We start from the raw sequence: 24,467 nt of genomic DNA, 5'->3' as shown, positions 1-24,467 counted from the left end.
TTATTTACCAAACCGTTCAGGACGATTAGGATCGCCTAAGAACTCATGGCGCAACGCTTGAATAATGCGTTCAGATGCTTTGCCGTCACCATAAGGGTTAACGGAATTCGACATCAATTTATAAGCTGCTGCATTGCTCAACAATTCATGAGCCGCTGCGTGTACTGCATCTTTATCAGTACCTACTAGGCGAACCGTACCAGCTTCAACAGCTTCAGGGCGTTCTGTGGTATCACGCAATACGAGAACTGGTTTTCCAAGGGCTGGCGCTTCCTCTTGAATTCCACCAGAATCAGTAAGAATCAAATAAGATTTAGCCATTAAGTTCGCAAATGGTTCATAATCAAGTGGATCGATTAAGGTAACCCGTTCTACAGAACCGAGTTCCTCTTGTACAACTTGGCGAACCTTAGGATTCTTATGTACAGGGAAGACCACTTGAATATCTTCAAATTCATTAATTAAATCGCGAATAGCTTGGTACACATGGCGCATAGGCTCACCCAAGTTTTCACGTCGATGTGTAGTAACAAGAACTGTACGTTTTTTAGGATCTAATGCATTGATAGCAGCATCATCAAAAACATAATTATCTTGCACTGTTGTATCAAGGGCATCGATAACAGTATTGCCTGTTACATATAGATGATCTGTATTGATATTTTCTTTCTTAAGATTGCTTTCAGAACTAGCTGTTGGTGCAAAATGATAGGTTGCAATAGAGCCAGTCAATTTACGATTCATTTCCTCTGGGAACGGAGAATAAATATCTCCAGTACGAAGACCTGCCTCTACGTGACCTACAGGAATCTCTTGATAGAAGGACGCCAAAGCACCTGCAAAGGTTGTTGTTGTATCACCATGTACAAGAACTACATCAGGTTTAGCTTCTTCTAATACATCTTTAAGGCCCATCAATGCACGGTTTGTTACATCGTACAATGTTTGACCTTGGCTCATAATATTTAAGTCGTAATCAGGGGTAATATTGAACAAGTTTAGTACTTGATCGAGCATATCGCGATGTTGTGCCGTAACGGTTACAATCGGCTCCATATCTGGTGCTGCTTCTAGTGCTTTTACAAGAGGAGCCATCTTGATAGCTTCAGGTCTTGTACCAAAGATTGTCATAACTTTTAACATAGTTGCCTCCAACATAGTAGGATAGAAAAAATGGGGCGCCGTGCGCCCCACATATGGTTATTTCTTATGGGAATCATCAGAGTCCTCTAAAGCTTTTGCCAATTCTTCACGATCAAAGGAAATAGTTTCATCTGAATCGCTGCGTTCAATTGTAGGACGTGGTAATGGATGTCCAGCCGCATCACTATGGGTAATAACACCAAGGCGACGAGCCACAAAAATACTGCCTAAGAAGATAACGAGTACCAATGCAATACCAATCCAAGCATTGACCTCTGCTACGATGACGGACACGCCACCAAACAGAGCTGTTACGGCATACATCATTAGCACCGCTTGTTTTTGAGATAAACCTTGAGCTAACAAACGATGATGCACATGGCCTTTATCGGGCTTAAAAATTGGACGACCGCTAATTTTACGGCGTACGATAGCAAATAATGTATCCAGAATTGGTAAGCCTAGTACGATTGCAGGAACTACTAATGCAATAGTAGCTGCCGTTTTAACAGCACCCATTACAGAAATAGCTGCTAAAGTATAACCGAGGAGCATAGAACCCGTATCACCCATGAAAATTTTCGCTGGGTTAAAGTTATACCGCAAGAACCCTACTGTTGCACCTGCAAGTGCAAGAGATATACATGCTAAGTCAGTTTGGCCAAGTTGTAACGTCATAGCGCAAACAGCAATACAAGCAATGAAGGAAATCCCTGCTGCCAAGCCATCAAGGCCATCGATAAGATTTACGATATTCGTAAATCCTACGATCCAGAAAATAGTCAATGGAGCAGCCCAATATTTAAGGTACACTACACCACCCCAAGGAAGGTTGATAAAGTCCACCCGAATATCATAAGCCACCAAAATTGCAGCTGCTATGATTTGGCCCATTAACTTAGTCTTTGGCTCAATCTGTTTAATATCATCCCAAATGCCAACGAGCACAAGAATAACTGTACCAAGTACAAAGCCAAATAGTTTATGGTCATGTGGGATAGAGCCATTAAAGAGGACCGATCCTATATAACCAAGAAAGATTGCTAACCCACCAAGTCGTGGAATAGCACCATGATGCACCTTTCGGGCATCAGGTTTATCTATTGCCCCTACGGCAACGGCAAAGCGTTTTACCAAAGGGGTTAGTGCAAAGGTTATGATGAGCGCCAGAGCAAAGGCCCACACATAATCGAGCACATAATCACTCATAAGACACCTCCAACAACTGGGTTATAAACACAATTAATTAGTTAAGCTACGAATAGGTGCTGGAATACGACCACCACGGGCGATGAACTCAGCTGCACTATATGGACTCACTTCAATAATTGGAGCGTAACCTAAAAGGCCACCAAATTCAACAACCTCACCTACTGTTTTGCCAGGTACAGGAATTACACGAACCGCAGTTGTCTTATTATTAATCATACCAATAGCAGATTCATCAGCAATAATTGCAGAAATTGTATCCGCTGTTGTGTCTCCAGGAATAGCAATCATGTCAAGGCCAACGGAACATACGCATGTCATAGCCTCTAATTTATCGAGGGATAAACTGCCACAAGATACGGCATCAATCATACCAGCATCTTCAGATACTGGAATAAATGCACCACTGAGGCCACCTACGTGAGAGGATGCCATAAGACCACCTTTTTTCACCGCATCATTAAGTAATGCAAGTGCCGCAGTCGTACCATGACAACCACAAGATGACAAGCCCATTTCTTCAAGAACGTGAGCAACAGAATCGCCTACCGCTGGTGTTGGCGCCAAGGACAAATCGATAATGCCAAATGGTTTACCAAGACGACGAGATGCCTCTTGTGCTACTAATTGGCCTACACGAGTAATTTTGAAAGCAGTACGTTTAATCGTTTCTGCTACAACGTCAAAGGACTGACCACGCACAGACTCAAGTGCGTGTTTTACAACGCCTGGGCCAGATACGCCTACAGAAATAGCACTGTCACCTTCAGTGACGCCAAAGAAAGCGCCTGCCATGAATGGATTATCCTCTACAGGATTACAGAAAATAACGAGCTTAGCACATCCAAGAGCATCATTATCCTTTGTAAGTTCTGCCGTTTTCTTAACGATAATCCCCATGTCGCGAACTGCGTCCATGTTGATACCAGTTTTAGTAGAACCAACACCTACAGAGCTACATACGATATCTGTAGTTGCCAATGCTTCTGGGATAGAATCAATTAAGATGCGATCAGCTCGTGTAGCACCTTTTGTTACAAGAGCGGAGTAACCACCGATAAAGTTAACACCTACTGTTTTAGCAGCACGGTCCATCGCTTCTGCAATTGGTACATAGGATGTTAAGTCACTACCACCTGCAACAAGAGAGATAGGAGTTACAGAGATGCGTTTATTAATGATAGGAATACCAAACTCGCGCTCAATATCCTCACCAGTGGACACAAGATGTTCAGCTTCTTTTGTAATGCGATCATAAATGCGATCACATAGTTCTTTACCAGAACTAGATGCGCATTCTAGCAAGCTAATGCCCATCGTAATAGTACGAACATCAAGCTTGTTATCATGAATCATCTGATTCGTTTCTAAAATATTGTCGATAGATAACATAGTGCCTCCTATCCTACACGGTGCATGCTTAAGAAAATATCAGCATGTTGTGCACGGATTTCAACACCAAGTTCTTTACCAAGTGTAGTTAAAGCCTCTTGAATGGAGGTCAAATCTTTTATATCTTCAGACTTTGTTTCACACATCATAATCATATTGAAAACGCCGTCAAGAATGGTTTGATTAATAGACATAATATTTACACCGTGATTAGCAAGTACTGTACTAACCCCAGCAATGATACCAACGCGGTCAACGCCGACAACGGTAACAACTAATTTCATAACATCACCTTTTCTGAGCACTACAAACTATTTAACCCATATGGGGCATTCAATAAACTATATTAATATATTATATCATATTTATTACTTTTCTACGGTGAAATCTTCATGAGTTTTCACCCGAAGACGGTATTTTATACTTCGTCGGATAATGCAGCCGTTACAATAGCCTCTCCTGCTGTCAATAACGCAACTAAACCTTTATCCCCTTTATAGCTTTCACCATAGATTTTATATAAATCTTCTGTGCCAGACGGACGTGCTACAAACCAACCTGTTTCAGTTTCTACACGAACACCATCGATTGGCATATCCTTATACAAGGAAGTAGTACGTATATTAGTAATAGGATCTCCGTCTACCTCAGTAGCGGTAATGGAGCTTGCATTCAACTGCTTCAACTTAGCCTTTGCCGCCTTTGTGCACGCCGCATCAATACGACCAAAGCGAGGATCTCCACAGCCTTCAACAATATTGTTATACAGTCTATCAACAGTGGCTCCCATTACGGCATATATTTCCATCGCCAATAAAGCCATTACCATGCCGTCTTTATCAGTAGTCCATACGGTGCCATCCTTTTTGAGGAACGATGCACCTGCAGATTCTTCTCCACCGATACCAATCTCACCATCAAATAATAAGGAGCTAAAATATTTAAAACCTACTGGAACCTCATAAACAGGTATCTCTTTAAGGGCTGCCCATTTATCAATCATCGTAGTACAAACAACGGTTTTCCCTACCCCTTTATCAGTCCAACCACGGGTCGTAAACAAATAATCTGCAGCAACCGTAAGGAATGCATTTGGAGAAACAAGACCCTCTGCAGTAACGATACCATAGCGATCATAATCAGGATCATTGCCAACAGCGAGATCATAATTGCCAATTTGTTTAATTACATCCGCCATCGCATATTCAGAGGAACAATCCATACGCACCTTACCATCATGGTCATAAGTCATAAAGCTAAAGGTTGGATCGTACTCATCATTGATGATATCCATATTAAGATTATATCGTTCTTTAATAGCTCGCCAATAACCGAGACCACTACCACCTAATGCATTGACAAGGATCTTAGGATTAGCACTTTGAAGAGCCTCCATATTGATGATAGAAGATAACTCTTCCACATATAAACCCTTGTAGTCATACGGAACTTGTTGATCTGGTTCAATATTATCAACACTAATACGTTTGAACCCTTCTAATTCACAATAAGCACGAACGTACTCATTGGCGCGGGTTTCAATCCATTTCGTTATCAATGTATCCGCAGGGCCACCATTGGTAGCATTATACTTAATGCCCCCATTATCTGGCGGGTTATGGGATGGTGTAATAACGATACCATCCGCCTTATCAAAATGACTTTCATTATACCGAATGATAGCACGAGACACTGACGGTGTAGGCACAAAGTCCATATCCGCATCAACCATTGCAACCACGCCATTACCGGCAAGGACCTCAAGCACTGTTACTAATGCAGGCTGAGATAAAGCATGTGTATCTTGGCCCACAAAAATGGGACCTGTCGCACCAAATTGTCCACGACCATCACAGATAGCCTGCGTAATAGCTGCTACATGTAAATCTGTAAAGGTACCATTCAACGAGGTACCACGATGACCAGATGTACCAAAGGATACGAGTTGTGTCGGATCGGTTACATCCGGTGCATTATCAAAATATGCATCCACCAATGTTTGCACATCAATAATATCTTGTTCTTGTACAGGCATACCTGCTAATTTATGAGCCATAGGAACCTCCTAATCTCAACTGTATATATCATTCATAAAATATTATATTTACACATGATTAAGATGAGATGACAAATACTTACTTATTGATTGTGTACAATCTCTGTATTGTCCTCTTGTGTAGTACTCTTATCTTTCAACTGTTCACATACTTCAGTCGGTATAATAGGCTGCGTAAAGCCTTGACCAATAACCTCTTGCGCATCGGTTATCAAGATAAATACATTTGGATCGGCCTCTTGAATAACCTCTTTTAATTTATTTACTTGCAAGAGATTAACGGCTACCATAACGATTTGCTTCGGCGTCCGTGTATAGGCACCCACACCATTAATAATAGTGGCTCCACGGCCAACCTTTTTGATGATGCATTCGCAGATATCATCGGTACGATAGGTAATGATGAAAGCTACCTTTCGTTGATTAAACCCGATAACCACCTTATTCGTAATGATGGTATACACATAGACACTAATAAGTGTGACTGCTACGGCTTCAAGGCCAACAACACCAATTGCAGCAACAAGGATAGCACAGTTTATGGCACTATTAATGGACCCCATTTGAAGTCCATAATATTTGCGTACAATGAGTGCAATAGGATCAAGTCCACCTGTGTTACCGCCTACACGGTATACAATGCCAAGACCTACACCAGTAGTAATACCAGCCATCATGGAACTCAATAAAGGATCCTTAATAATCATGTCATATTGCAAGAAGTTAAATAAATCAACCATCCAAGACAGCATCAATGTGCCATACAAGGTTTTGATAACAACACGGGTGCCTAGCCACTTCCAAGCAGCCCAGAATATAGGAATATTTAAAATCATATTCCAAGAACCAACAGATAAGCCCGTTAAATAATACAAAATCAAGCCTACCCCACTAATACCAGTACTCACCAATTTGTGTGGCAATACAAAGGCATCAAGGCCGGCGCCAAATATGGCACATCCAAGAATGACCATAAGGCTTTCATAGATAACACTTTTATACTTAGCGAACATAGCTTCCTCCAAATTGCCATTTCACTATAAATATTCTATAATGAACTAACTAAAACATACGCTATTTACAATACATTTAGTAATAAAACAATATGCGTATACAAATTCATCATAAACCACTTAATGGTTATTTTCAATCACTTTATAAGAGTATAAAATAAACATATAAATTGCATATATTCTGTATGTTACAAACGAGGCTATCATGAGTAAAAGTTTTGAGCAACTCGGTTGCAGTAAAATCAATATTGGCCTTGCCATTACGGGCAAGCGTGAAGACGGATATCACGATATCGACTCTATCTTCCAATCCATTCGCCTTAGCGACTCCATTTATTTTGCGAAGCATCATTCCGTAGTTTTCTCTGGTGGCGCTCCAGAATTACCTGAGTATATGCAAAAATTAGTTACTTACGGGGAAGAAAATCTTGCCCTCAAAGCATTACGGGCAATACAAGCTTATACCGGTTGCAAAGCGGGAGCTGCCATTCACCTATTAAAACGAGTACCTATTCAAGCCGGTCTTGGCGGTGGTAGTGCTGATGCGGCTGCTATGTTAGTAGGTCTCAATCGATTCTGGGACTTACGACTCACCCAAGAGGAACTTTTACAAATCGGTGCTACTCTTGGATCCGATGTGCCATTCCTATTACAAGGTGGTACAGCACGTGGCACAGGGCGTGGTGAAATATTAACGTACGGAAAATCTCCAGATCCACATTGGTTATTGCTAGTAAAGCCAAAGGTATCTGTATCAACTGCAGCTGCTTATGGTCGCTTCACGAATAAGTCCGTAGCAACAAAACAAACCATCGATACAGTCCAACAACACCTAGAAAACAATGACTTAAAATCAGCATTCCTTACTAGTGCTAATACATTTGAAGAACTACTCTTCCCTGACCATGAAGAACTTGTCATTTGTAAAGAATTCTTCACTAGTCGTGGATATCCAACGATTATGACTGGTAGTGGTCCTACAATGGTGGTATTGCTGGATAAACCAATGGAAGCATTACAACTGCAAGAAGAGATCAAAGCAGCAGGCCATGATTGGCTATCGCTCATTACAAAAACATGTACACAGGAGGACTTACCATGACAAAACGGTTACAACCAATACGCTTAGATGCGTATAAACCTCTACGCGAAGTCGTAAGTGAAACATTACGTCAAGCCATTCAAGACGGCGTGTTAAAACCGGGCGAACGCCTTATGGAAATCCCTCTAGCTGAAGAACTCGGTGTGAGCCGTACACCAATTCGCGAAGCCATTCGTAAACTTGAGCTAGAAGGCTTTGTTGTCATGGTGCCTCGCCGTGGTACATACGTAGCCAATATATCCTTAAAGGATATTACCCAAGTATTTGAAATTCGATCAGCCCTTGAAGAGCTCGCAGCAGGCCTTGCTGCCGAACGCATAACCGAAGAGGAAATCGAAACACTAGAACGAATGCTTGTAGCGATCGGCGACCATATGGAGAATAAAGATATGGAGTCCGTCGTAACAGCAGACGTAGAATTCCATGAAGTACTATATCGTGCATCTCGTAACGAACGTTTAGCAGATATCGTACACAACTTGCGGGAGCAAACCTATCGATTCCGTAGCTTCTCTATGAATCAACCGGGCCGACTAAGAAAGACATGGGAAGAGCACCGTCAATTGGTGGAGGCCATTGCTTCACATAATGCTACTCAAGCTCGTAAGTTGGCAAGAATTCACATGGAACATTCCGAACAAACCTTATTACAAGGCATGGAGGAATCACCGGAATTCACTAAAGCTTAAAGAAACATCTTAGTTGCTATACAATAATAAACTATTAATAAAATCCTTCACTCTTGTGAGGGATTTTGTTTTACATAGTCTATAGAAATTGATACAATATTATTAATAATTATAAGAATTCTTTTTATGAGAAAGGAGCGTTTTTATGGAAGCAATGCTCAATGATGCTATTTCTACCATTAATGGCTATTTATGGAGTTATTTCATCATCTTTATCCTCATCGGCGCAGGTCTCTTCTTTACGATGACAACGAATTTTGTACAAATTCGTATGATCAAAGAAATGGTTCGCCTCGTAATCAATGGTGCAGGTAGTTCTACAGAAAAAAATCATGTATCCTCATTCCAAGCATTCTGTGTTAGTACCGCATCTCGTGTAGGTGTTGGTAATATCGCAGGTATTGCGATTGCTGTTGTACTCGGTGGTCCTGGTGCTATTTTCTGGATGTGGGTTATCGCTCTTATCGGTGCTGCTACAGGTTTCATCGAATCTACATTGGCACAAATCTACAAAGAACCTGTTGCTAAAGGCGGCTTTTACGGCGGCCCAGCATACTACATTCGCTATGGCTTAAACAACAAAGCATTATCTGTTTTATTTGCAATTTTGATCAGTATTACATACGGTTGGATTTACAACTCTGTACAAGCTAATACATTAGCTGCATCTCTTCAAGTATTCAACTTTGATGTATCCTATACAGGCGCTGTAGTAGCAATACTTCTTGGCCTCATTATTTTTGGTGGTATTCATCGCGTTGCAAAAGCATCTGAAATCATCGTTCCTATCATGGCGGTTTTATATATTGCTACTGCATTATTCGTAGTCATTATGAATATCACTCAATTCCCACATGTAATCTATACTATTATCTCCTCTGCTTTTGAACCAGTAGCAGCAGGTGGTGGCTTATTAGGTGCTACTGTAATGAATGGTATTAAACGTGGTCTATTCTCCAACGAAGCCGGTGAAGGTTCTGTGCCTAATGCAGCGGCTACTGCGGCTGTTAACCATCCTGTTGAACAAGGTCTTGTACAAGCATTCGGTGTATTCCTTGATACATTTATCATTTGTACAGCTTCAGCATTCATTGTACTCATGGTTGGCGACTATAGCACAACAGGTTTAACTGGTGTTGCTCTAGTACAACATAACCTCGAACAACAACTTGGTTCTTGGGCACCAACAGCGGTAGCAATCTTTATCGTAATGTTCTCCTTCAGTTCCTTAATTGGTAACTATTACTACGGTGAAATTAATATTAGCCACTTAACAGAGAAGAAATTCTATCTTCATTTATTCCGTATTGGTGTAATAATCATGACATTCGTAGGCTCCATTGCCTCCCTTGATTTAGTATGGAATTTAGCCGATTTATTCATGGCCTTCTTAGTATTAACTAATATTAGTTCCATCGTACGTATGGGACGTACTGCAGGTCTTGCTCTTGATGACTATATCAAACAACGCAAGGCAGGCATCGAAACACCTGTATTTAACCGTTCTGTTCTTAATCATACATACGGTATCGTATGGTGGGGTGACGGTCAAACTACAGACTCTTCTGTACCTCCTACTCCAGTGGAAGCTACAATGGAAAAATAAAATATATTCTCTTTAGAGATCGGTGAAAGTATATTTCATCGGTCTCTTTTTATTTTTGTAAAAGTATCCATTTATACTGTAAAAACTACGATTTATATCTAACTCCAGGAGTGACTATAATCACAGTAAATATCTATATTCTATACACTTTTCAAGCATTAAAAACTATAGAATATAGTTATAAAATTATAAAGGGTATTATGTATACAACGTCGAATACTACAGTATGTCTAAAATTAGCAAAACTTAATTTACTCTTATATACAGGAGGTTATTATGAGTGGTTATAATCCTTATGAAAACATGCTAAATACGTTAGATGTAGCAGCAGAAAAGCTCGGTTATTCTCGTAGTGAGTACGAAGTATTACGTCATCCTGAACGAGAACTAAAAGTAGCTGTACCTCTTCAACTAGACAATGGTGAAGTTCGCGTATATGAAGGTTACCGTTGCCAACACTCCACGTTGCGTGGTAGCGCTAAAGGCGGTCTTCGCTTCCATCCTGACTCCGACGAAAACGAAGTTCGTGCATTGGCAGCTTGGATGACTATTAAAAACGCGATTGCTAACATCCCTTACGGTGGTGGTAAAGGCGGTATCAAAGTTGATCCTAAAACTTTGAACCCTCGCGAATTAGAACGCTTGACTCGTAACTTTGTACGTCGTATTGCTCCTATCATTGGCGTAAATACTGACGTGCCTGCACCAGACGTAAATACAAACGCCCAAATCATGAGCTGGATTGCTGATGAATACAGCACATTAAAAGGCGAATGGAGCCCTGGTATCGTTACTGGTAAACCTATTGAAGTAGGCGGATCCTTAGGTCGTAATGAAGCGACTGGTCGCGGCTGTCTCATCGCATTACAAAGTTACTTAGCTAAGAAAAACTTAGACATCAAAAACCTTACTGTAGCAGTTCAAGGCTTCGGTAACGTAGGTTCCGTAGGTGCTCGTCTCATTGCGCAAGCAGGCGCTAAAGTTGTTGCTATCGGCGACGTAAGCGTTAATATCTACAACCCTAATGGTATTGATGTGGAAAAAGCATACGAATATGCTAACTCCCATGGTCGTTCCCTTGAAGGTTACAGCGAGCCAGGTATGACTACAATTGGCGCTCAAGAATTATTGGCTCAACCAGTTGATGTATTGTACATGGCAGCTCTTGAAAACCAATTGAACAAAGACAACATGGAAAACATCCAAGCTAAAATCATCTTGGAAGGTGCTAATGGCCCTACTACTAATGATGCAGATAAATACTTCTATGAAAAAGGTATCGACATCATTCCTGACGTTCTTGCAAACGGCGGCGGCGTAGTTGTATCCTACTATGAATGGGTCCAAAACAAAGCTAGCTTCTACTGGACTGAAGAAGAAGTTAACGAACGGTTAACTAAAAATATGCAAAATAGCTTTGAAGCAGTTTGGGAAATGCAACATAAATACAATGTACCTCCTCGTCAAGCAGCGTACATGGTTGCCCTTGAACGCCTCGTAGTAGAAACTAAATGGCGCGGCTACAACTGCTAATACCTTCAACCTCCATAACATTTAGCCATAAGAAAGGCGTAAGCTCACATCGAGCTTACGCCTTTTTATTTACCTATGTACTTTTTATTTGAAAGCACCTAATAAAGCAGCCATGCTAGGGCGGCTGATCAATGCTTTCACCAAAACAGAGCCAAGCACTGCTGGAATTGTTTGACCTACGATGAGGTTCAATACCAATGGCCAGTATGGAAGGCCAAGTAATGGGCTGAGCCATAACGGTACACATAATGCTGGAACAAAGATAATTGGTAGAATCGCCCACCAAGCACTAAGGCCAAGCTTACGCATACCTACGATTATACCTGTTGTTAAAATACCAACGCCAAAACCTCCCATCATATCGAGGATACCAAGACCACCGAATAGGAAGTTAGAAATGAGGTTACCAATCCCCATGGGAATTACCAAAAACGGAAAGGCATAAGCAAGTGCATATAATGATGTTGCTATACGAATTTGATACGCTCCGAAAGAAACGCTTTGCGTTAAATATAGTACGACGATGTACAATGCCACAACCATGGCAGAAATAGTCAATTTACGTGTAGTAATCATAACACTCACCTCCTCAAATAAAAAAAGCATGGCAAAACTACCATGCTATAAATGCTTATGAATTTCCGTAGTTTTGTTTAGAGACAGGATGGTTTCAAACTGTCTTATTTAGTTGTCGCCTTTAGGCAGTTCTAATATTAACATATATCTAATATTTTCGCAATCAATTTGGTTGTAGGCGGACTTATATGTAAATCTACTATTAGTGTTAAGTTGGTAAGGACGGGGTGTCAGGAGATACCTTTCCTCATCGCTCCACTGGCTATACGGTCATCGGCCTAGGGCCTCGACCTGCCAAAGTCGCTCTTTGAAAAGGTATCTCCTGCCACTGCGAATTTAGTTAATCAACTTAATCCTAATACTAGTGACATATAAGTCCACCTAATCCCCAATATACTATCTTATCTATTAGAATATATAGCAAAGTAGCCGCCTAAATGGCGGCTACTAATATAATCCAGTTTTAGTGGATGTAGAGAAGTTCTATTATTGTGCTGGGTCTTTAACGCCATTTGCTTCAAAGGCAGCTTGTCTGTCGATACAGGTGCCGCAGTGTCCGCATGGTTTGTCTCCGCCTTCGTAGCAGGACCATGTTAGGTGGTATGGTACGCCGAGTCGTAGGCCTTCTTTTACGACGTCTGCTTTGTTATGGTTGATAAATGGTGCTTCTAAGGAGCATTCTTTGCCGGATCCTTCGAAGATAGCATCACCCATGGATTTATAGAATTGTTCTGTACAGTCTGGGTATGCGTTACCAGCCGCATCATCGCTATGGGCACCATAGTAGATATAGCCACAGTCTAGAGATAAGGCTAAGGAAGCCGCCGCAGATAGGAATAGACCATTTCTAAATGGCACATAGGTACTAACCGTACCTTCTCCTTCTGTTTCTTGTTGTTCCTTGTATGAACCTTGAGGTATTGCCTCTGTGGATTGGGTCAATAAAGAGCAATTGCTGAAGGCAAACAATTTAGTGACATCCATCGTTTTACCTTCAATTCCATAATAAGCGAGAATAGATGCAGCAGCCTCTAGTTCTTTACTATGTTTTTGACCATATTGAATGGATAACGGCACTACATTGTCTTTGCCAAATCTTTCAATAGCTAGCGCTAAACATGTAGTACTATCTACACCACCGCTGAATAAGACAACAGCCTTTTGTTTTTGTGCCATAAGGTCTCCTTTCACCTATTACAACAGCCCCATCCTAAGATGAGGCTGTAGATTATACTTTCAATATATTATAAATCGATATCTAATTCTACTGGGCAGTGATCAGAGCCAAAGATTTGTTGGTGAATTTTAGCTTCTTGAATTTTGTCGTCAAGACGTTTAGAGGTGATGAAATAGTCAATTCTCCATCCCGTATTTCGTTCACGAGCCTTGCCCATGTAGGACCACCAGCTATATTCCTCAATTGCATCTGGATAGAGGTGACGGAATGTATCTGTAAAACCAGCACCTAACAGTTCGGTCATTTTTGCACGTTCTTCGTCGGAGAACCCTGCATTTTTACGATTTGTCTTAGGATTTTTAAGGTCGATTTCTTGGTGAGCCACGTTAAGGTCACCACAAAGAATAGCTGGTTTTTTCTTATCTAATTCAAGCAAATAGTTGCGGAATGCATCTTCCCAAGTCATGCGGTACTCAAGACGAGCCAATTCACGTTGGCTATTTGGCGTATAGCAGCATACTAAATAGAAATTGTCATATTCAGCAGTAATAACACGGCCCTCTTGATCATGTTCTTCAATGCCAATACCATTAGTTACGGATAACGGTTTAATGCGTGTGAATACAGCCGTACCACTATAGCCTTTTTTCACAGCACTATTCCAATATTGCTCATAACCTGGCAATTCCAAAGAAATTTGATCAGGTTGCAATTTTGTTTCTTGTAAACAGAAAATATCTGCATCCAGTTCGTTAAAGGATTCCATAAATCCTTTTGTTACAGCGGCACGAAGGCCGTTTACATTCCAAGAAATTAATTTCAATGCTTACTCCTTATTCTAATAGTTCTTTTACATACCAATATAGTTTGTGAAAGCCTCTATTTCAACATTTTCCTTATATTTCAACATTTTCCTTATATTTCAAAAATATTCTTATTTATACTAGCAATTATAGTATGTTATACAGTTTAGCCAGAAAATTGTACATTACTATTGTTTGTGTTTCTTTGCATGTCTTGCTTCCGCACGAGCCTTTCGAGCGTTTTCGTTTGCTTTAAGATCACTTTCACGTTTTTCACGGAAATAATTAGCTATGGAAGATAAAACAAGAATTACCAACACCGTAACATTAAACATGCCAGGCCCGAAGGTATAGATGTGATAACACAAATAACCAAACGCAACAAGGGTTAGTAGATGTTTTAAAATTTTCATTTGCCCTCCTGTATTATCGTAATGTTTCTACACCAGTCTTAAGTGGGAAACCGTCATAGGTTACCCAATCACTAGAGCTACCAACATATAAAGCCGATTCAAGCCCTACTTCGCTCATAGTTAACATCGCATTACAAGCGGTTACCCCTGAGCCACAGTAAGTCACAACAGGTCTATTTTGGTAGATTTCATTATAGTACTCGGCTTCTAAATCTTTTACAGACTTAGGACCATCTACGGTATAACCACTTTCATAAAAATGATTAACAGCACCAGGAATGTGACCAGTCATGCCATCCATCGTATCTACTTGAGACCCATCGTAGCGGAACGGCGCACGGGCATCAATGATAACATGGTCACCCGTTTCACTAGCCTTGAGAACCTCATCACGACTCATAACCATGTGAGTTTGCAATTCATAATTAAAAACTGTTGGTTCTGTAGGCAACGGAGTAGGATCTTTAGTAAGAACATGACCTTCTTTAACCCAACGTTCAATACCGCCCGACAATACGCGCACATCAGATAACCCCATATAGCGCAAAGTCCACCACAGGCGGCCCGCCAAAAAGAGCCAAGAATCATATACAACGATCTTGGAATTGCGAATGATCCCGTAAGACTCAAATGTATGAGCCAACTGCTCCATATCTGGTAATGGATGACGACCGCCATGCTCACCTACAGGGCCTGTTAAATCCTTATCTAAATCTACAGGAAAAGCCCCCTTAATATGACCTTGTTTATAATCTTGATAGCCTCGAGCATCTAAGATGATAACCTCATCGAGACAAGCTAATAATTCTTTAGGAGTGATGAAATTTGACATATGAACTCCTTTCTTTTTATTATATCGAAAAATACAAATTTGATAATATTATTATATAACGTTTCATATTTTAGAAACAACATATAAAACTCTAATATGTAAAGTATTAACTTCAAAAAGGTGGTACTTGATTTTAGTAAAACAACCAAAATCAAGTACCACCTTTACTTTATATAACTTCTAAAACAAACAATCATAAGTAAATTTATTGTCTTTATTTTTCAAATTCCATTGTGATAATGCTATAATCCTACCTACACTATTTAGGGATAAATGACTTAAAGGATGGTTATTCCATATTATCGCCATTTCTTTTAATTGAGGGTTTCCAGCAACATAGCTATCATAATCATTATTATCATTATTCAATTTTATATTATTGGTTTCTATAGTAGTTCCAAAGAAACCAGAAAAAGCTGTAATCCCTACGCCATAACTAAAAACACATCCGGTATACAACAAATGCGCTATATCCATATTGGTAATATTTAATAGTTTTAAATCATTAATCACTTCTTCATAATAACTTATAACTCTTTCTAAATCACCATTTTTTGGTCTCATAAAAGTCATCTCTAATAATATTCTTAATGCTTCTATTTGATTTGATGTTATCAATCCGAGTTTATCTATAGCCTCTGATAATAATATTTGTTTCAACTCATTATCTTGAGTATTTAATTTTTCTTGTAATAACTCTATTAAATATTCCTGATTAAGTTCACCATTTAAGACATATGCTCGTTGCGCTAGATAAATTGCATTCTGCATTGAGGGGCTTTTTAGATTCTTAATATGTAATGAACTATTTATATTGATAACTTGTAAAAATAATGTAATAAATTCATCAATTCTAGCATTTACAATTTGTGATGCTTCATCTCTTAATTTAATAAAATTATCCGCCATTAGTTCTCTGCAGAGGGCTTTTATTGCATCTTCGGATGCTCCCACTTGAATTATAGAATTTTGGAAATTATAAGTCTCTGCTGCAGAAGTGCTAGCTATTCTGTTTGACTTATCAATATAGGTTCCATCATTAAATTGAGTATTATTAGATTTTTCTCCGGCTATTATTTTTTGACTTTTATCATTACTATTATCTTTTTTATACTTATAATACGTCCATCCAAAAAATACTATTATAATAACTACTAACAAAATGATAGACGGAATTCCATATTTATCTTGTATATCAAACAGTAATCTAGAGATGATATCCATATCACTATGCTCCTAAACTATTTTTTGAAGCTCATCACCAATACGTTTTACGATGCCAGTCACAAGCGCATTACCCATGAAGAACATACGCATGCGATCAGAAACTTCTACAACTTCACCTTTTGTATTACGTTTATAACGTGTCCAGTCATCAGGAAAATCTTGTAACCGTTCAGCTTCGATTGGGGTAATAAGTCGATATTTACCATCAATTTTCAAAAGATGTGTAGATCGATTAACACTACCTTCAGAGGTAAGCATTGTGCGACCTGGTAGTTCAAGGGAGTCATATTCACTCATACCACCTTCAGAGAAGGTATAAGTATGTCCATTTGCTGCAGTCCGTGTAATTTTCTTCGGACCACGAAGATATTTAAACTTCTCTAATTTTTCACCATCAATATAATACTCTTCCGGCACCAGTTCAGGTGAAACCACAATATCTTTCATAGGTATTGGTTCTTCATCACCTTTAGGTTCAGTTTCAATCGTATAATAGTACCCATTAGTCATAAGACCAGAGTTCCACATTTTACCATCAGAGAAGTTAGCAGATACTTCTGCAATATCTTCATCAAGCTTATTAGCATTAATACGTTTTTTTACAGCTTCATTCTTAACTGGAAATTGACGGCCAAAGAGACCATCTTCAAAAATATATGGTGCATAACAATCTAAACGAGCATTTAAGTTCGCATCATTAGACAATGTAGCTTCATATTTAGTATGTAATCGTTCTCCCCACTTTGTATCATTTCTAAATACAAAGAAGAATACACGACGTCGACGTTGAGCACGACCATAATCAGCAGCATTGATAACACGCCACTCAACAGAATAGCCTAATTGGTTAAAAGCGGCTAACATAATTGCAAAATCACGGCCACGTTGGTTAGACGGAGCTTTCAACAAGCGGTCAACATTTTCTAACACTAAATACTTAGGTTTAATGACCTCTGTAGCACGGATAATTTCCCAGAATAGAACCCCTTTTTTCCCTTCGATACCAAGTTCATTCTTCTTACTACGTGCAACCGAATAATCTTGGCAAGGAAAGCCTCCAACAATCATATCTACTCCATTAGCTTTCATTTCCTCAAACTTTTCATTAGGAATTAAAGCTACATCGGTTGGGATATGTTCTATATCGGGAAATCTATATAAACCTACTTCATAGGCATCTTGAGTCTTACGAGATGGCTCATATTGGTTTGAATATAGCGTTTGAAAAACCTCTTTAGAGGAATTTTCTAAACCTACTATAAATCCACCTACACCATCAAACATGGAGAATATTTTCATCACTTTACCCCTTAATTTATCACCTTCATAGATCATTATTATAGCAGAAATTCTAAAAAAGATCAAGATCAATTATTGAATTAGCCAAACCTAGAAAGGGTTATTTCAGACAATTGTAAACTGATATCATTTCCAAGATTGTTAATGATGATATCCCGTAGTTCTGTGTAGTCCAACTCATCTATATTCGATATAAGATAATTATATATATATTCTGATAATGTATTAGCCTTTATTATAACAATTGCTTCGCCCTTTATATCATATTTAACACTAGGCACATATCTCGGTGTAACTACAATTGTGTATTGCGCATTAATAAGAGCTCTATGTCGATGTAACCTACCCGCATTAATATTAGCCAATTTTTTAGAGGTTGATTTAGCTTCAACAGCAAACTTTTCCTTTATATCAAACTGAAGACATTCTATATCTGTATTTCCCGATCCAGATATACGTTTTGCTTCAACATTAGAGAATAAATTAAAGGTAGTTTCTAATACCTCTTCAAATAATTCCGCTGTTTCATTATTAGGATTTAAAGAGTATGCTTCTATATATTTTGGTAATGATAATATCTCAGCTTCAATATTATCTTTTCCTATTCCTAACTCTTCCAATAATTCATTAGGATAAAATGAATATATCTCTTTTACAATATCATCGGATAATCTATTAGTTAAGCTAAAGTCTAGTGGTTCATCAAAAGGGCTATATTCAGATATTAAATTATTAACAAAATCTATTACATCTTTATTCAAACTAAAGTAACCATTATTTGCTTTCCTTTTTGTTGCGAGAGATTTACTATTTGGTTTTTGAGGATGATATAATTCAACAAATTCATCCCCTTTATTATGATCAAAAATATTAATGCTCTCTAGTAAAGATAAAACATAATATTGCCACTCATAAACAGACTTTACGATTTTATATTCTTTATTCTTCAATCTAGAAAACTTAGAAGAAAAGGACTCTTTCCTCGATTCTAACAACGTTGATACTAATACTTCATACGAATCTTCATTAATTGATTGTATATTAATAAGAAATTCATAAACCTCATAATTATATAGTTTATGATTCAATCTCTTATCCAGTAATAATTTAAAAATTAGCCTAAAAGGATAGAGTTTCAATGCATAACTAGTTCTACTCCCAGGATGTGGAAATTGAATTCCAACGAGCATTGTTATAAATATTTTTGTCAGATAATTTGTATTGGATAAATTAGATAAAAATAAATTTCCTAATGGACTAAAAATAAACTTATCGACACCTTCGATTCTATCTGAGTATCCAAACATATAAAATCTTAACCCATCAATTTTATGATTAATTGCATCAGTAGGTTTTTCACGTTTAGATTTTCTAGGATTATACAGATTTGTTTTACTAAAATCTATATACATTTGTTGTTTATCAGTGACAGATACATTAGAATTATGCTGCTTCAAATAAAGAGCTACATCAACTAATAATCCAATACTATTTGTATGTTTCTTAAACACCCAATGAGTTGTTGGGTCTTTTAGAAAATTAATATTTTCCATAATCTATCTCATTTATAATTTTAAACAATAATTTAGGAGGAATTGCCTCTCCTATAACAGTTCTAATAAAATTATCTGTTATGCCTTCAGGAAAAATGATATTTTCACTAATAGAAGAAACTATAAATGTTTCCAACAAAGAAAGTACTCTAGGATCAGAATACGTTCCATCTTTAAGTAATCGTCCCGGATGGATATTATTATGAGAACTTACACTGCCACTATATGTAGTTCGTGCAGGTGCCGGCTTATCCCAAACCATTCTTTTGTAGGTATTGTGAAATCCTTTAATTCTCTCACCATTCTTTTTTTTAGGATAAAAAATAGGATTATTTAATGCACTCTCACCAGGCTTTGTATGCCGTAAAGATTCTGTTATCTCTAATCTATTAATCTTTGCATAGTGCCATTTAATATCTGAATACTCACCTGGTTCCAAAGATGGTAAGTGACCAATTGCTTGAGATAATGGAATTTCTGGCTCTGTTTTAGGCCACGGCCACGACAAATAAGGCTTATACATCTTAATTATTGCACGAGGTCGGGATTGACAAATCCCATAATCTTTAGCATTAATAACATCCCCTTCTACTATATAATCAGTTCCATATTTTTTCTTCAATATATCGATCAAAAGACTCATAGATTCTTCATATGGAAAATACATTTCTAGAAATCGAGGCACATTTTCTATCAAGATATAGTCTAAATCTAAATTATCAATAAAATAAAAAATCTCCATAACTAAAAAATTACGTCGATCACGAACAAATGAATCTTGTACTTTATTTTTTCCAACAGAACTAATACCTTGACAAGGTGGTGTTGCCAATAAAAACTTTACGTTCTTTTCTTTAGAATATGTAAGAATCTCTGACTTTAACTCATCCGAAGTAATATCACCTTTAAACATCATAGTTTCAGGATAAAAGTAAGAATACAGGTCTGCCCTTTTATCAATCAACTCATTCGCAGCTACAACATTAATAAATGTATTATGTAGACTAAGCTCACCTATACCAGCACTAGCAAACAAACTAAGAGCATTCAATTTCATAATCAATCTCCTTAACTAGAGCTTCTATTAATAATGGAGGTATACATTCTCCCAACACTTGTCGTACTAACAGCTCACTAGTACTATCTGGAATTATCCAATCATCAGGTAGTCCTGTTAAACGCATTAACTCAAGAATACTAAGAACTCTAGCATCAGAATACAGACCATTATCCATTAGTCGACCAGGATGTACATTTCGTTGAGAACTAATTGCATCATTTCTTATCGTTATTGTAGGTGCAGGCTCATCCCATTTTATACGTCGATAACTAGAATTATATCCTTTTATTCTAGTTCCATCAGATTTTACTGGATAATATTCATTATTATCAAATGCACTACAACCAGTTGGCGTATGTTGCATCCATAGCACTTGATTATCAGTATGTTTTCTCGCAAAATGCCATTTAATACTGGATTTCTCACCTGACTCTAAAGAGGGTAAATCTCCAATAGCTTTCCTAACACTAATTTTCTTTTTCCATTTCTTTGGCCACGGCCAAACTAATCCTTTTTTCTGCAATTTAATTATTGCACGCCGTCTATACTGTGGTGTTCCATAATCCGCAGTATCAAGTACATCATAAGAAATCTCGTATTTATCTGATAACTCTTGATCCAATAAATCTAATATAGACAGCAATTTATTATTAATATATAAATGTAACTTCAATAAAAGTGGGACATTTTCAATAATGATATATTTAGGTTCAACTATACCTATCATTTTAATAACATAAGTAATTAAATAATTTCTGCTATCACTAGCCATTGCATCAATATCTCTATTTTTACCAGCAACACTGATACCTTGACAAGGTGGAGAAGCTAGCATAAATTCTACTTTATTTTGAACAGCAATCTCCCTTATTTCATTAAATACTAATTCATCAGTGATATCACCTATAACCATAGAACAGTCAGGGTATATAGATTTATGCAAATTTGCGCGTTTCTCTATAAGCTCATTTGCTACTACAATATTAATACCATTTCGTTGTAAATAGTATTCGCCTATACCTGCACTTGAAAATAATGACATCCCATTCATACTTTTCATCATTCTGTATTTCCATATAATATAACTTAAAATTTCTAATTATTTAAATAATACCATTCTATCTTATATTATAGAATATAAATAACAAATTTTATGAGTAAGAAATTTCCCTTTATAGAAGCTCATTTATAATTTCTGCTATATACTCTCTATTTAACCAATAGCATTGTTTTGTTATACGTTGTCCATCTGGTAATTCTACTTGATCCTTTCCATCTCTAGCCTTAGGTCGAATATGACAAATCCCATTAAAGCTAGCACCTGGCAAGTTATTTGACACACCATTACGTACAGGAGTAAGTTGAACCCCTTCTTCCAGAATAGCTTTTGTTGTTTTCCAAAGTTCTTTGAGCTCATGCTCAATTACAACCTCTGGCATATTCCACAGCATAATTCCTTTTAAGTAAGGTTCTCTATTTTTATTTTCCTTCTCAGTCTCATCATACTGAAATACTACAAATAGATATTTTGTATACTCAAATTTTTCATAAAGCTGAGAGTCTTCCCATGCATCGTTAAGCCAACGATGAAAGTCTATTTGTTCAAAGGACATGTGTTCCTTTGGAATTCCAGTAGGCTCAAGCCGTATCGTTTTAAACTTAATATTTGCTTTACTAAACTCTCTAAGTGATTCTAACTTGGTCCCTTTTACACCCAAAACCGCACTAATAAGATTGGCATTAAAAGCCTTATTTTTAGTTACTGGAATATCTACGAGTTTTGCAATTTCAGATACTCGTTTACCAATATATGGAGCGAATCGTTCTTGTAATAATTGTAATGTAGTCTTACTTTTAAGTTCATCAACATTAAATAGTGATGGTATTAATTGTCTATCAATAACACGGCGAGCAAAGGCAGACATGTAAGAACTTTTAAGAGAAAATGCACGTTGTTTAGCTGGTATATTAGAAAATGGTTGTTTTCTTATGGACTTAGCATTAGCCCCTTTAGTACAGGCAGCCAAATACATCGTATCTCCCTCCGAAATATTATGGGCCTCACCAGCTTTAATCTTATCTATAATAGTTTGCCAATCCTGTTTTATAATTTCTAAATCCACAGGATCAAAATTATGTAAAACCGACTTTATGATAGGAAAATCCTTTTTATCTATTTCATCTTTATATAAGTAGAAAATAATTAGTAACTTCTTATTTTTTTGCCAAAATGATGATTCTTCAAAAGAGTCTTTATAATCCTCTTCATAGTTAATAATATTTAAAACTAACCGTTCTTTTGCAGAGAAGTCATTCTTTTTATTTTCTTTTATAGCAGTAACTTTTAGCTCCAAACCTAAATCAACAAAGTCTGCTTCTGCTCTGCTATTAACAGCCATTTTAAATAAGCCTTCTTCTAAAACCTGACCAATACCGCCCTTGTTTCCCCTACTATCCAGGCGATTATTTATATCAAACTCACCAACCGTTTTACCCTCTGCAGATTCAGCTATATCTAATACTTCTTCAATGGAGTTATAAACCTTATCCGTGCTCATTAGAATCCCCTCCAATCATATATATGTAAATTATATCAAAGGTATTAAGAAATATACTAATTTAACTTTTACAGAGTATATTAATCTATAAATAGCGAATTATAAATATTAATATATGTTCACATCGAATAATTTCATCTATTCCTTATGATTCTCCGCTCTATACGTCTTTTTTGGGACCTAAGTTTATGATATAATATAACTAATTACTCTTAGGGGCGTAGTCCGCCCAAATGGATCCAAAAAGAGTTAGTGTGTTTTCAAGGAGCGTGCGCAGTTGAAAAAGGGGTACATCAAGTTAATAGCAGCCGTTATACTTGGCATCGCTATTATCGGTGGTGGGATCTACGGGGTGTATACACTCTTGTCATCCAATACAACGACAATTTTATATCGATCAACCGTTGACGACAAGATCAACGCTATCCGACCTTATATCGTCGCATTAGACTCATATAACGCGTACAGTGTAGCCTATGCAAATCAATTACAACCAACTCTTGAAGAGTTACGTAATGGGTCCCATAACACGACGATTACATTACCTAAATACAAAGATCTTAAAACAGCATTAGAGGCTGCAAAGCAAGATAGCCCTACTCCATACGAAGATGTAAATCAATCAACTAATGATGTATTAGCAGTGCTAGATCAATTGATTCCTGTTGCGGATCAATTGCAAGCCTACTATGTAGAACGTCGTTTTGAAAAAGATAATTTCAAAGGTAGCGATGAGTTAGCAGCACAGTATGTACCTCTAGCTGAACAATTCTACGCTACATACAACGCTTTAGATTTAGCCTTAGATAATCGTAATAATGAGCTCTATACAGAACGCATGACTGAATATCAAGGTGAAAAACGTGAAAATGCAGTTAACTTCATCGAGTTAAATCTCATGACTGCCCAAACAATCGACCTTATCGATCCAGATGGAAATACGGATACCCAAAAGGTTGAAGCAAACTTGCAACAAATCACGCAACGCATCAACAAATTACAACCTGGTACAACATCAGAAACGCAAAACGCAGTTCGCGAGTATCAAGATTCTGTAAAAGAATTTGTCGCAGAGGCTCGCAACTATATCATCATCAATTCTTCCTACGGCGAAGCATATACACAACTTTTTATAAAATATAATAAAATGGTTGGTAAAGCAAATGTCGTAAATATGGCAGAACTTGATGCAACAGAGCAAAAGAAAAAATAAGGAACCTACAAAA

22 protein-coding genes are annotated in these 24,467 nt (G+C 37.6%); 5 read left to right on the top strand and 17 right to left on the bottom strand.

The window, feature by feature from the left end; all coding sequences use genetic code 11:
- From wecB to MOQ65_RS05925, 6 genes are all read right to left on the bottom strand, one after another.
- The gene (gene wecB / locus MOQ65_RS05950) at positions 1 to 1,143 is read right to left on the bottom strand and encodes a non-hydrolyzing UDP-N-acetylglucosamine 2-epimerase (RefSeq protein ID WP_257846969.1); all 1,143 of its coding nucleotides are present in this window, start codon (positions 1,141 to 1,143) and stop codon (positions 1 to 3) included.
- A gap of 57 nt (positions 1,144 to 1,200) precedes the next feature.
- Positions 1,201 to 2,352: a glycosyltransferase family 4 protein gene (locus MOQ65_RS05945; protein ID WP_257846968.1), complete on the bottom strand. Its 1,152-nt coding sequence runs from the start codon at positions 2,350 to 2,352 to the stop codon at positions 1,201 to 1,203.
- Between the two features lie 33 nt (positions 2,353 to 2,385).
- On the bottom strand, positions 2,386 to 3,744 hold the full coding sequence (locus MOQ65_RS05940) for a PFL family protein (protein WP_024065892.1): 1,359 nt from the start codon (positions 3,742 to 3,744) through the stop codon (positions 2,386 to 2,388).
- 8 nt (positions 3,745 to 3,752) lie between these two features.
- Complete coding sequence (locus MOQ65_RS05935; protein WP_024065891.1) at positions 3,753 to 4,028, bottom strand: ACT domain-containing protein; 276 nt, start codon at positions 4,026 to 4,028, stop codon at positions 3,753 to 3,755.
- A gap of 134 nt (positions 4,029 to 4,162) precedes the next feature.
- The gene (locus tag MOQ65_RS05930; RefSeq protein WP_257846967.1) at positions 4,163 to 5,800 is read right to left on the bottom strand and encodes a phosphoglucomutase; all 1,638 of its coding nucleotides are present in this window, start codon (positions 5,798 to 5,800) and stop codon (positions 4,163 to 4,165) included.
- Between the two features lie 83 nt (positions 5,801 to 5,883).
- Positions 5,884 to 6,813, bottom strand: a complete 930-nt coding sequence (locus MOQ65_RS05925) for a YitT family protein (protein ID WP_119208975.1) — start codon at positions 6,811 to 6,813, stop codon at positions 5,884 to 5,886.
- Between the two features lie 205 nt (positions 6,814 to 7,018).
- Between MOQ65_RS05925 and ispE the strand changes: the two genes are divergently transcribed.
- The 4 genes from ispE to MOQ65_RS05905 all read left to right on the top strand — a co-directional run bounded on the left by ispE (position 7,019) and on the right by MOQ65_RS05905 (position 11,743).
- A complete protein-coding gene (ispE, locus tag MOQ65_RS05920) occupies positions 7,019 to 7,915 on the top strand; it encodes a 4-(cytidine 5'-diphospho)-2-C-methyl-D-erythritol kinase (RefSeq protein WP_156720005.1) in 897 nt (298 codons plus the stop codon).
- Complete coding sequence (locus tag MOQ65_RS05915; protein WP_024065887.1) at positions 7,912 to 8,604, top strand: GntR family transcriptional regulator; 693 nt, start codon at positions 7,912 to 7,914, stop codon at positions 8,602 to 8,604. Before ispE ends, MOQ65_RS05915 begins: the two co-directional genes overlap by 4 nt.
- Positions 8,605 to 8,749: 145 nt before the next feature.
- A complete protein-coding gene (locus MOQ65_RS05910; RefSeq protein WP_024065886.1) occupies positions 8,750 to 10,210 on the top strand; it encodes an alanine/glycine:cation symporter family protein in 1,461 nt (486 codons plus the stop codon).
- A 276-nt stretch (positions 10,211 to 10,486) separates the two neighbouring features.
- The gene (locus MOQ65_RS05905) at positions 10,487 to 11,743 is read left to right on the top strand and encodes a Glu/Leu/Phe/Val family dehydrogenase (RefSeq protein WP_005385406.1); all 1,257 of its coding nucleotides are present in this window, start codon (positions 10,487 to 10,489) and stop codon (positions 11,741 to 11,743) included.
- A gap of 84 nt (positions 11,744 to 11,827) precedes the next feature.
- Here MOQ65_RS05905 and MOQ65_RS05900 read toward each other — a convergent pair whose 3' ends face one another.
- The 11 genes from MOQ65_RS05900 to MOQ65_RS05850 all read right to left on the bottom strand — a co-directional run bounded on the left by MOQ65_RS05900 (position 11,828) and on the right by MOQ65_RS05850 (position 23,241).
- Positions 11,828 to 12,319 (bottom strand): QueT transporter family protein, encoded by a 492-nt coding sequence (locus MOQ65_RS05900; RefSeq protein WP_024065885.1) that lies wholly within the window; start codon positions 12,317 to 12,319, stop codon positions 11,828 to 11,830.
- Positions 12,320 to 12,805: 486 nt separating this feature from the next.
- A complete protein-coding gene (gene queC, locus MOQ65_RS05895; protein WP_257846966.1) occupies positions 12,806 to 13,495 on the bottom strand; it encodes a 7-cyano-7-deazaguanine synthase QueC in 690 nt (229 codons plus the stop codon).
- A gap of 68 nt (positions 13,496 to 13,563) precedes the next feature.
- Positions 13,564 to 14,319 carry an exodeoxyribonuclease III gene (locus tag MOQ65_RS05890; RefSeq protein WP_257846965.1) on the bottom strand — a complete coding sequence of 252 codons (756 nt, stop codon included), beginning with the start codon at positions 14,317 to 14,319 and terminating at the stop codon, positions 13,564 to 13,566.
- A 168-nt stretch (positions 14,320 to 14,487) separates the two neighbouring features.
- Positions 14,488 to 14,712, bottom strand: a complete 225-nt coding sequence (locus tag MOQ65_RS05885) for a hypothetical protein (RefSeq protein WP_024064459.1) — start codon at positions 14,710 to 14,712, stop codon at positions 14,488 to 14,490.
- Between the two features lie 13 nt (positions 14,713 to 14,725).
- Positions 14,726 to 15,544, bottom strand: coding sequence for a sulfurtransferase (locus tag MOQ65_RS05880; RefSeq protein WP_257846964.1), 819 nt, complete (start codon positions 15,542 to 15,544; stop codon positions 14,726 to 14,728).
- A gap of 180 nt (positions 15,545 to 15,724) precedes the next feature.
- On the bottom strand, positions 15,725 to 16,768 hold the full coding sequence (locus MOQ65_RS05875; RefSeq protein ID WP_257846963.1) for an LPO_1073/Vpar_1526 family protein: 1,044 nt from the start codon (positions 16,766 to 16,768) through the stop codon (positions 15,725 to 15,727).
- Between the two features lie 12 nt (positions 16,769 to 16,780).
- Positions 16,781 to 18,070, bottom strand: coding sequence for a DNA (cytosine-5-)-methyltransferase (gene dcm, locus MOQ65_RS05870; protein ID WP_257847018.1), 1,290 nt, complete (start codon positions 18,068 to 18,070; stop codon positions 16,781 to 16,783).
- An 80-nt stretch (positions 18,071 to 18,150) separates the two neighbouring features.
- Positions 18,151 to 19,623, bottom strand: a complete 1,473-nt coding sequence (locus MOQ65_RS05865; RefSeq protein WP_257846962.1) for a hypothetical protein — start codon at positions 19,621 to 19,623, stop codon at positions 18,151 to 18,153.
- Positions 19,610 to 20,680 (bottom strand): DNA cytosine methyltransferase, encoded by a 1,071-nt coding sequence (locus MOQ65_RS05860; protein WP_257846961.1) that lies wholly within the window; start codon positions 20,678 to 20,680, stop codon positions 19,610 to 19,612. Before MOQ65_RS05860 ends, MOQ65_RS05865 begins: the two co-directional genes overlap by 14 nt.
- A complete protein-coding gene (locus MOQ65_RS05855) occupies positions 20,661 to 21,734 on the bottom strand; it encodes a DNA cytosine methyltransferase (RefSeq protein ID WP_257846960.1) in 1,074 nt (357 codons plus the stop codon). The genes MOQ65_RS05860 and MOQ65_RS05855 overlap by 20 nt, the downstream gene beginning before the upstream one ends.
- Before the next feature lie 121 nt (positions 21,735 to 21,855).
- Positions 21,856 to 23,241 (bottom strand): Sau3AI family type II restriction endonuclease, encoded by a 1,386-nt coding sequence (locus tag MOQ65_RS05850; protein WP_257846959.1) that lies wholly within the window; start codon positions 23,239 to 23,241, stop codon positions 21,856 to 21,858.
- Between the two features lie 277 nt (positions 23,242 to 23,518).
- On the opposite strand from MOQ65_RS05850, the gene MOQ65_RS05845 reads away from it, so the two are divergent.
- Complete coding sequence (locus MOQ65_RS05845) at positions 23,519 to 24,454, top strand: YiiG family protein (protein WP_105084960.1); 936 nt, start codon at positions 23,519 to 23,521, stop codon at positions 24,452 to 24,454.
- The last annotated feature ends 13 nt before the right edge of the window (positions 24,455 to 24,467 follow it).

This window comes from Veillonella faecalis, assembly GCF_024677885.1.
GTDB lineage: Bacteria > Bacillota > Negativicutes > Veillonellales > Veillonellaceae > Veillonella > Veillonella nakazawae.
Note: the sequence above shows the minus strand (reverse complement) of the source record. Positions and strands in the feature narration are given on the sequence as shown.

What these genes read in the sequence shown, in the direction of transcription:
- wecB (WP_257846969.1), bottom strand. Translation starts at nt 1,143, where the DNA reads ATGTTAAAAGTTATGACAATCTTTGGTACAAGACCTGAAGCTATCAAG.
- MOQ65_RS05945 (WP_257846968.1), bottom strand. Translation starts at nt 2,352, where the DNA reads ATGAGTGATTATGTGCTCGATTATGTGTGGGCCTTTGCTCTGGCGCTC.
- MOQ65_RS05940 (WP_024065892.1), bottom strand. Translation starts at nt 3,744, where the DNA reads ATGTTATCTATCGACAATATTTTAGAAACGAATCAGATGATTCATGAT.
- MOQ65_RS05935 (WP_024065891.1), bottom strand. Translation starts at nt 4,028, where the DNA reads ATGAAATTAGTTGTTACCGTTGTCGGCGTTGACCGCGTTGGTATCATT.
- MOQ65_RS05930 (WP_257846967.1), bottom strand. Translation starts at nt 5,800, where the DNA reads ATGGCTCATAAATTAGCAGGTATGCCTGTACAAGAACAAGATATTATT.
- MOQ65_RS05925 (WP_119208975.1), bottom strand. Translation starts at nt 6,813, where the DNA reads ATGTTCGCTAAGTATAAAAGTGTTATCTATGAAAGCCTTATGGTCATT.
- ispE (WP_156720005.1), top strand. Translation starts at nt 7,019, where the DNA reads ATGAGTAAAAGTTTTGAGCAACTCGGTTGCAGTAAAATCAATATTGGC.
- MOQ65_RS05915 (WP_024065887.1), top strand. Translation starts at nt 7,912, where the DNA reads ATGACAAAACGGTTACAACCAATACGCTTAGATGCGTATAAACCTCTA.
- MOQ65_RS05910 (WP_024065886.1), top strand. Translation starts at nt 8,750, where the DNA reads ATGGAAGCAATGCTCAATGATGCTATTTCTACCATTAATGGCTATTTA.
- MOQ65_RS05905 (WP_005385406.1), top strand. Translation starts at nt 10,487, where the DNA reads ATGAGTGGTTATAATCCTTATGAAAACATGCTAAATACGTTAGATGTA.
- MOQ65_RS05900 (WP_024065885.1), bottom strand. Translation starts at nt 12,319, where the DNA reads ATGATTACTACACGTAAATTGACTATTTCTGCCATGGTTGTGGCATTG.
- queC (WP_257846966.1), bottom strand. Translation starts at nt 13,495, where the DNA reads ATGGCACAAAAACAAAAGGCTGTTGTCTTATTCAGCGGTGGTGTAGAT.
- MOQ65_RS05885 (WP_024064459.1), bottom strand. Translation starts at nt 14,712, where the DNA reads ATGAAAATTTTAAAACATCTACTAACCCTTGTTGCGTTTGGTTATTTG.
- MOQ65_RS05880 (WP_257846964.1), bottom strand. Translation starts at nt 15,544, where the DNA reads ATGTCAAATTTCATCACTCCTAAAGAATTATTAGCTTGTCTCGATGAG.
- MOQ65_RS05875 (WP_257846963.1), bottom strand. Translation starts at nt 16,768, where the DNA reads ATGGATATCATCTCTAGATTACTGTTTGATATACAAGATAAATATGGA.
- dcm (WP_257847018.1), bottom strand. Translation starts at nt 18,070, where the DNA reads ATGAAAATATTCTCCATGTTTGATGGTGTAGGTGGATTTATAGTAGGT.
- MOQ65_RS05865 (WP_257846962.1), bottom strand. Translation starts at nt 19,623, where the DNA reads ATGGAAAATATTAATTTTCTAAAAGACCCAACAACTCATTGGGTGTTT.
- MOQ65_RS05860 (WP_257846961.1), bottom strand. Translation starts at nt 20,680, where the DNA reads ATGAAATTGAATGCTCTTAGTTTGTTTGCTAGTGCTGGTATAGGTGAG.
- MOQ65_RS05855 (WP_257846960.1), bottom strand. Translation starts at nt 21,734, where the DNA reads ATGAATGGGATGTCATTATTTTCAAGTGCAGGTATAGGCGAATACTAT.
- MOQ65_RS05850 (WP_257846959.1), bottom strand. Translation starts at nt 23,241, where the DNA reads ATGAGCACGGATAAGGTTTATAACTCCATTGAAGAAGTATTAGATATA.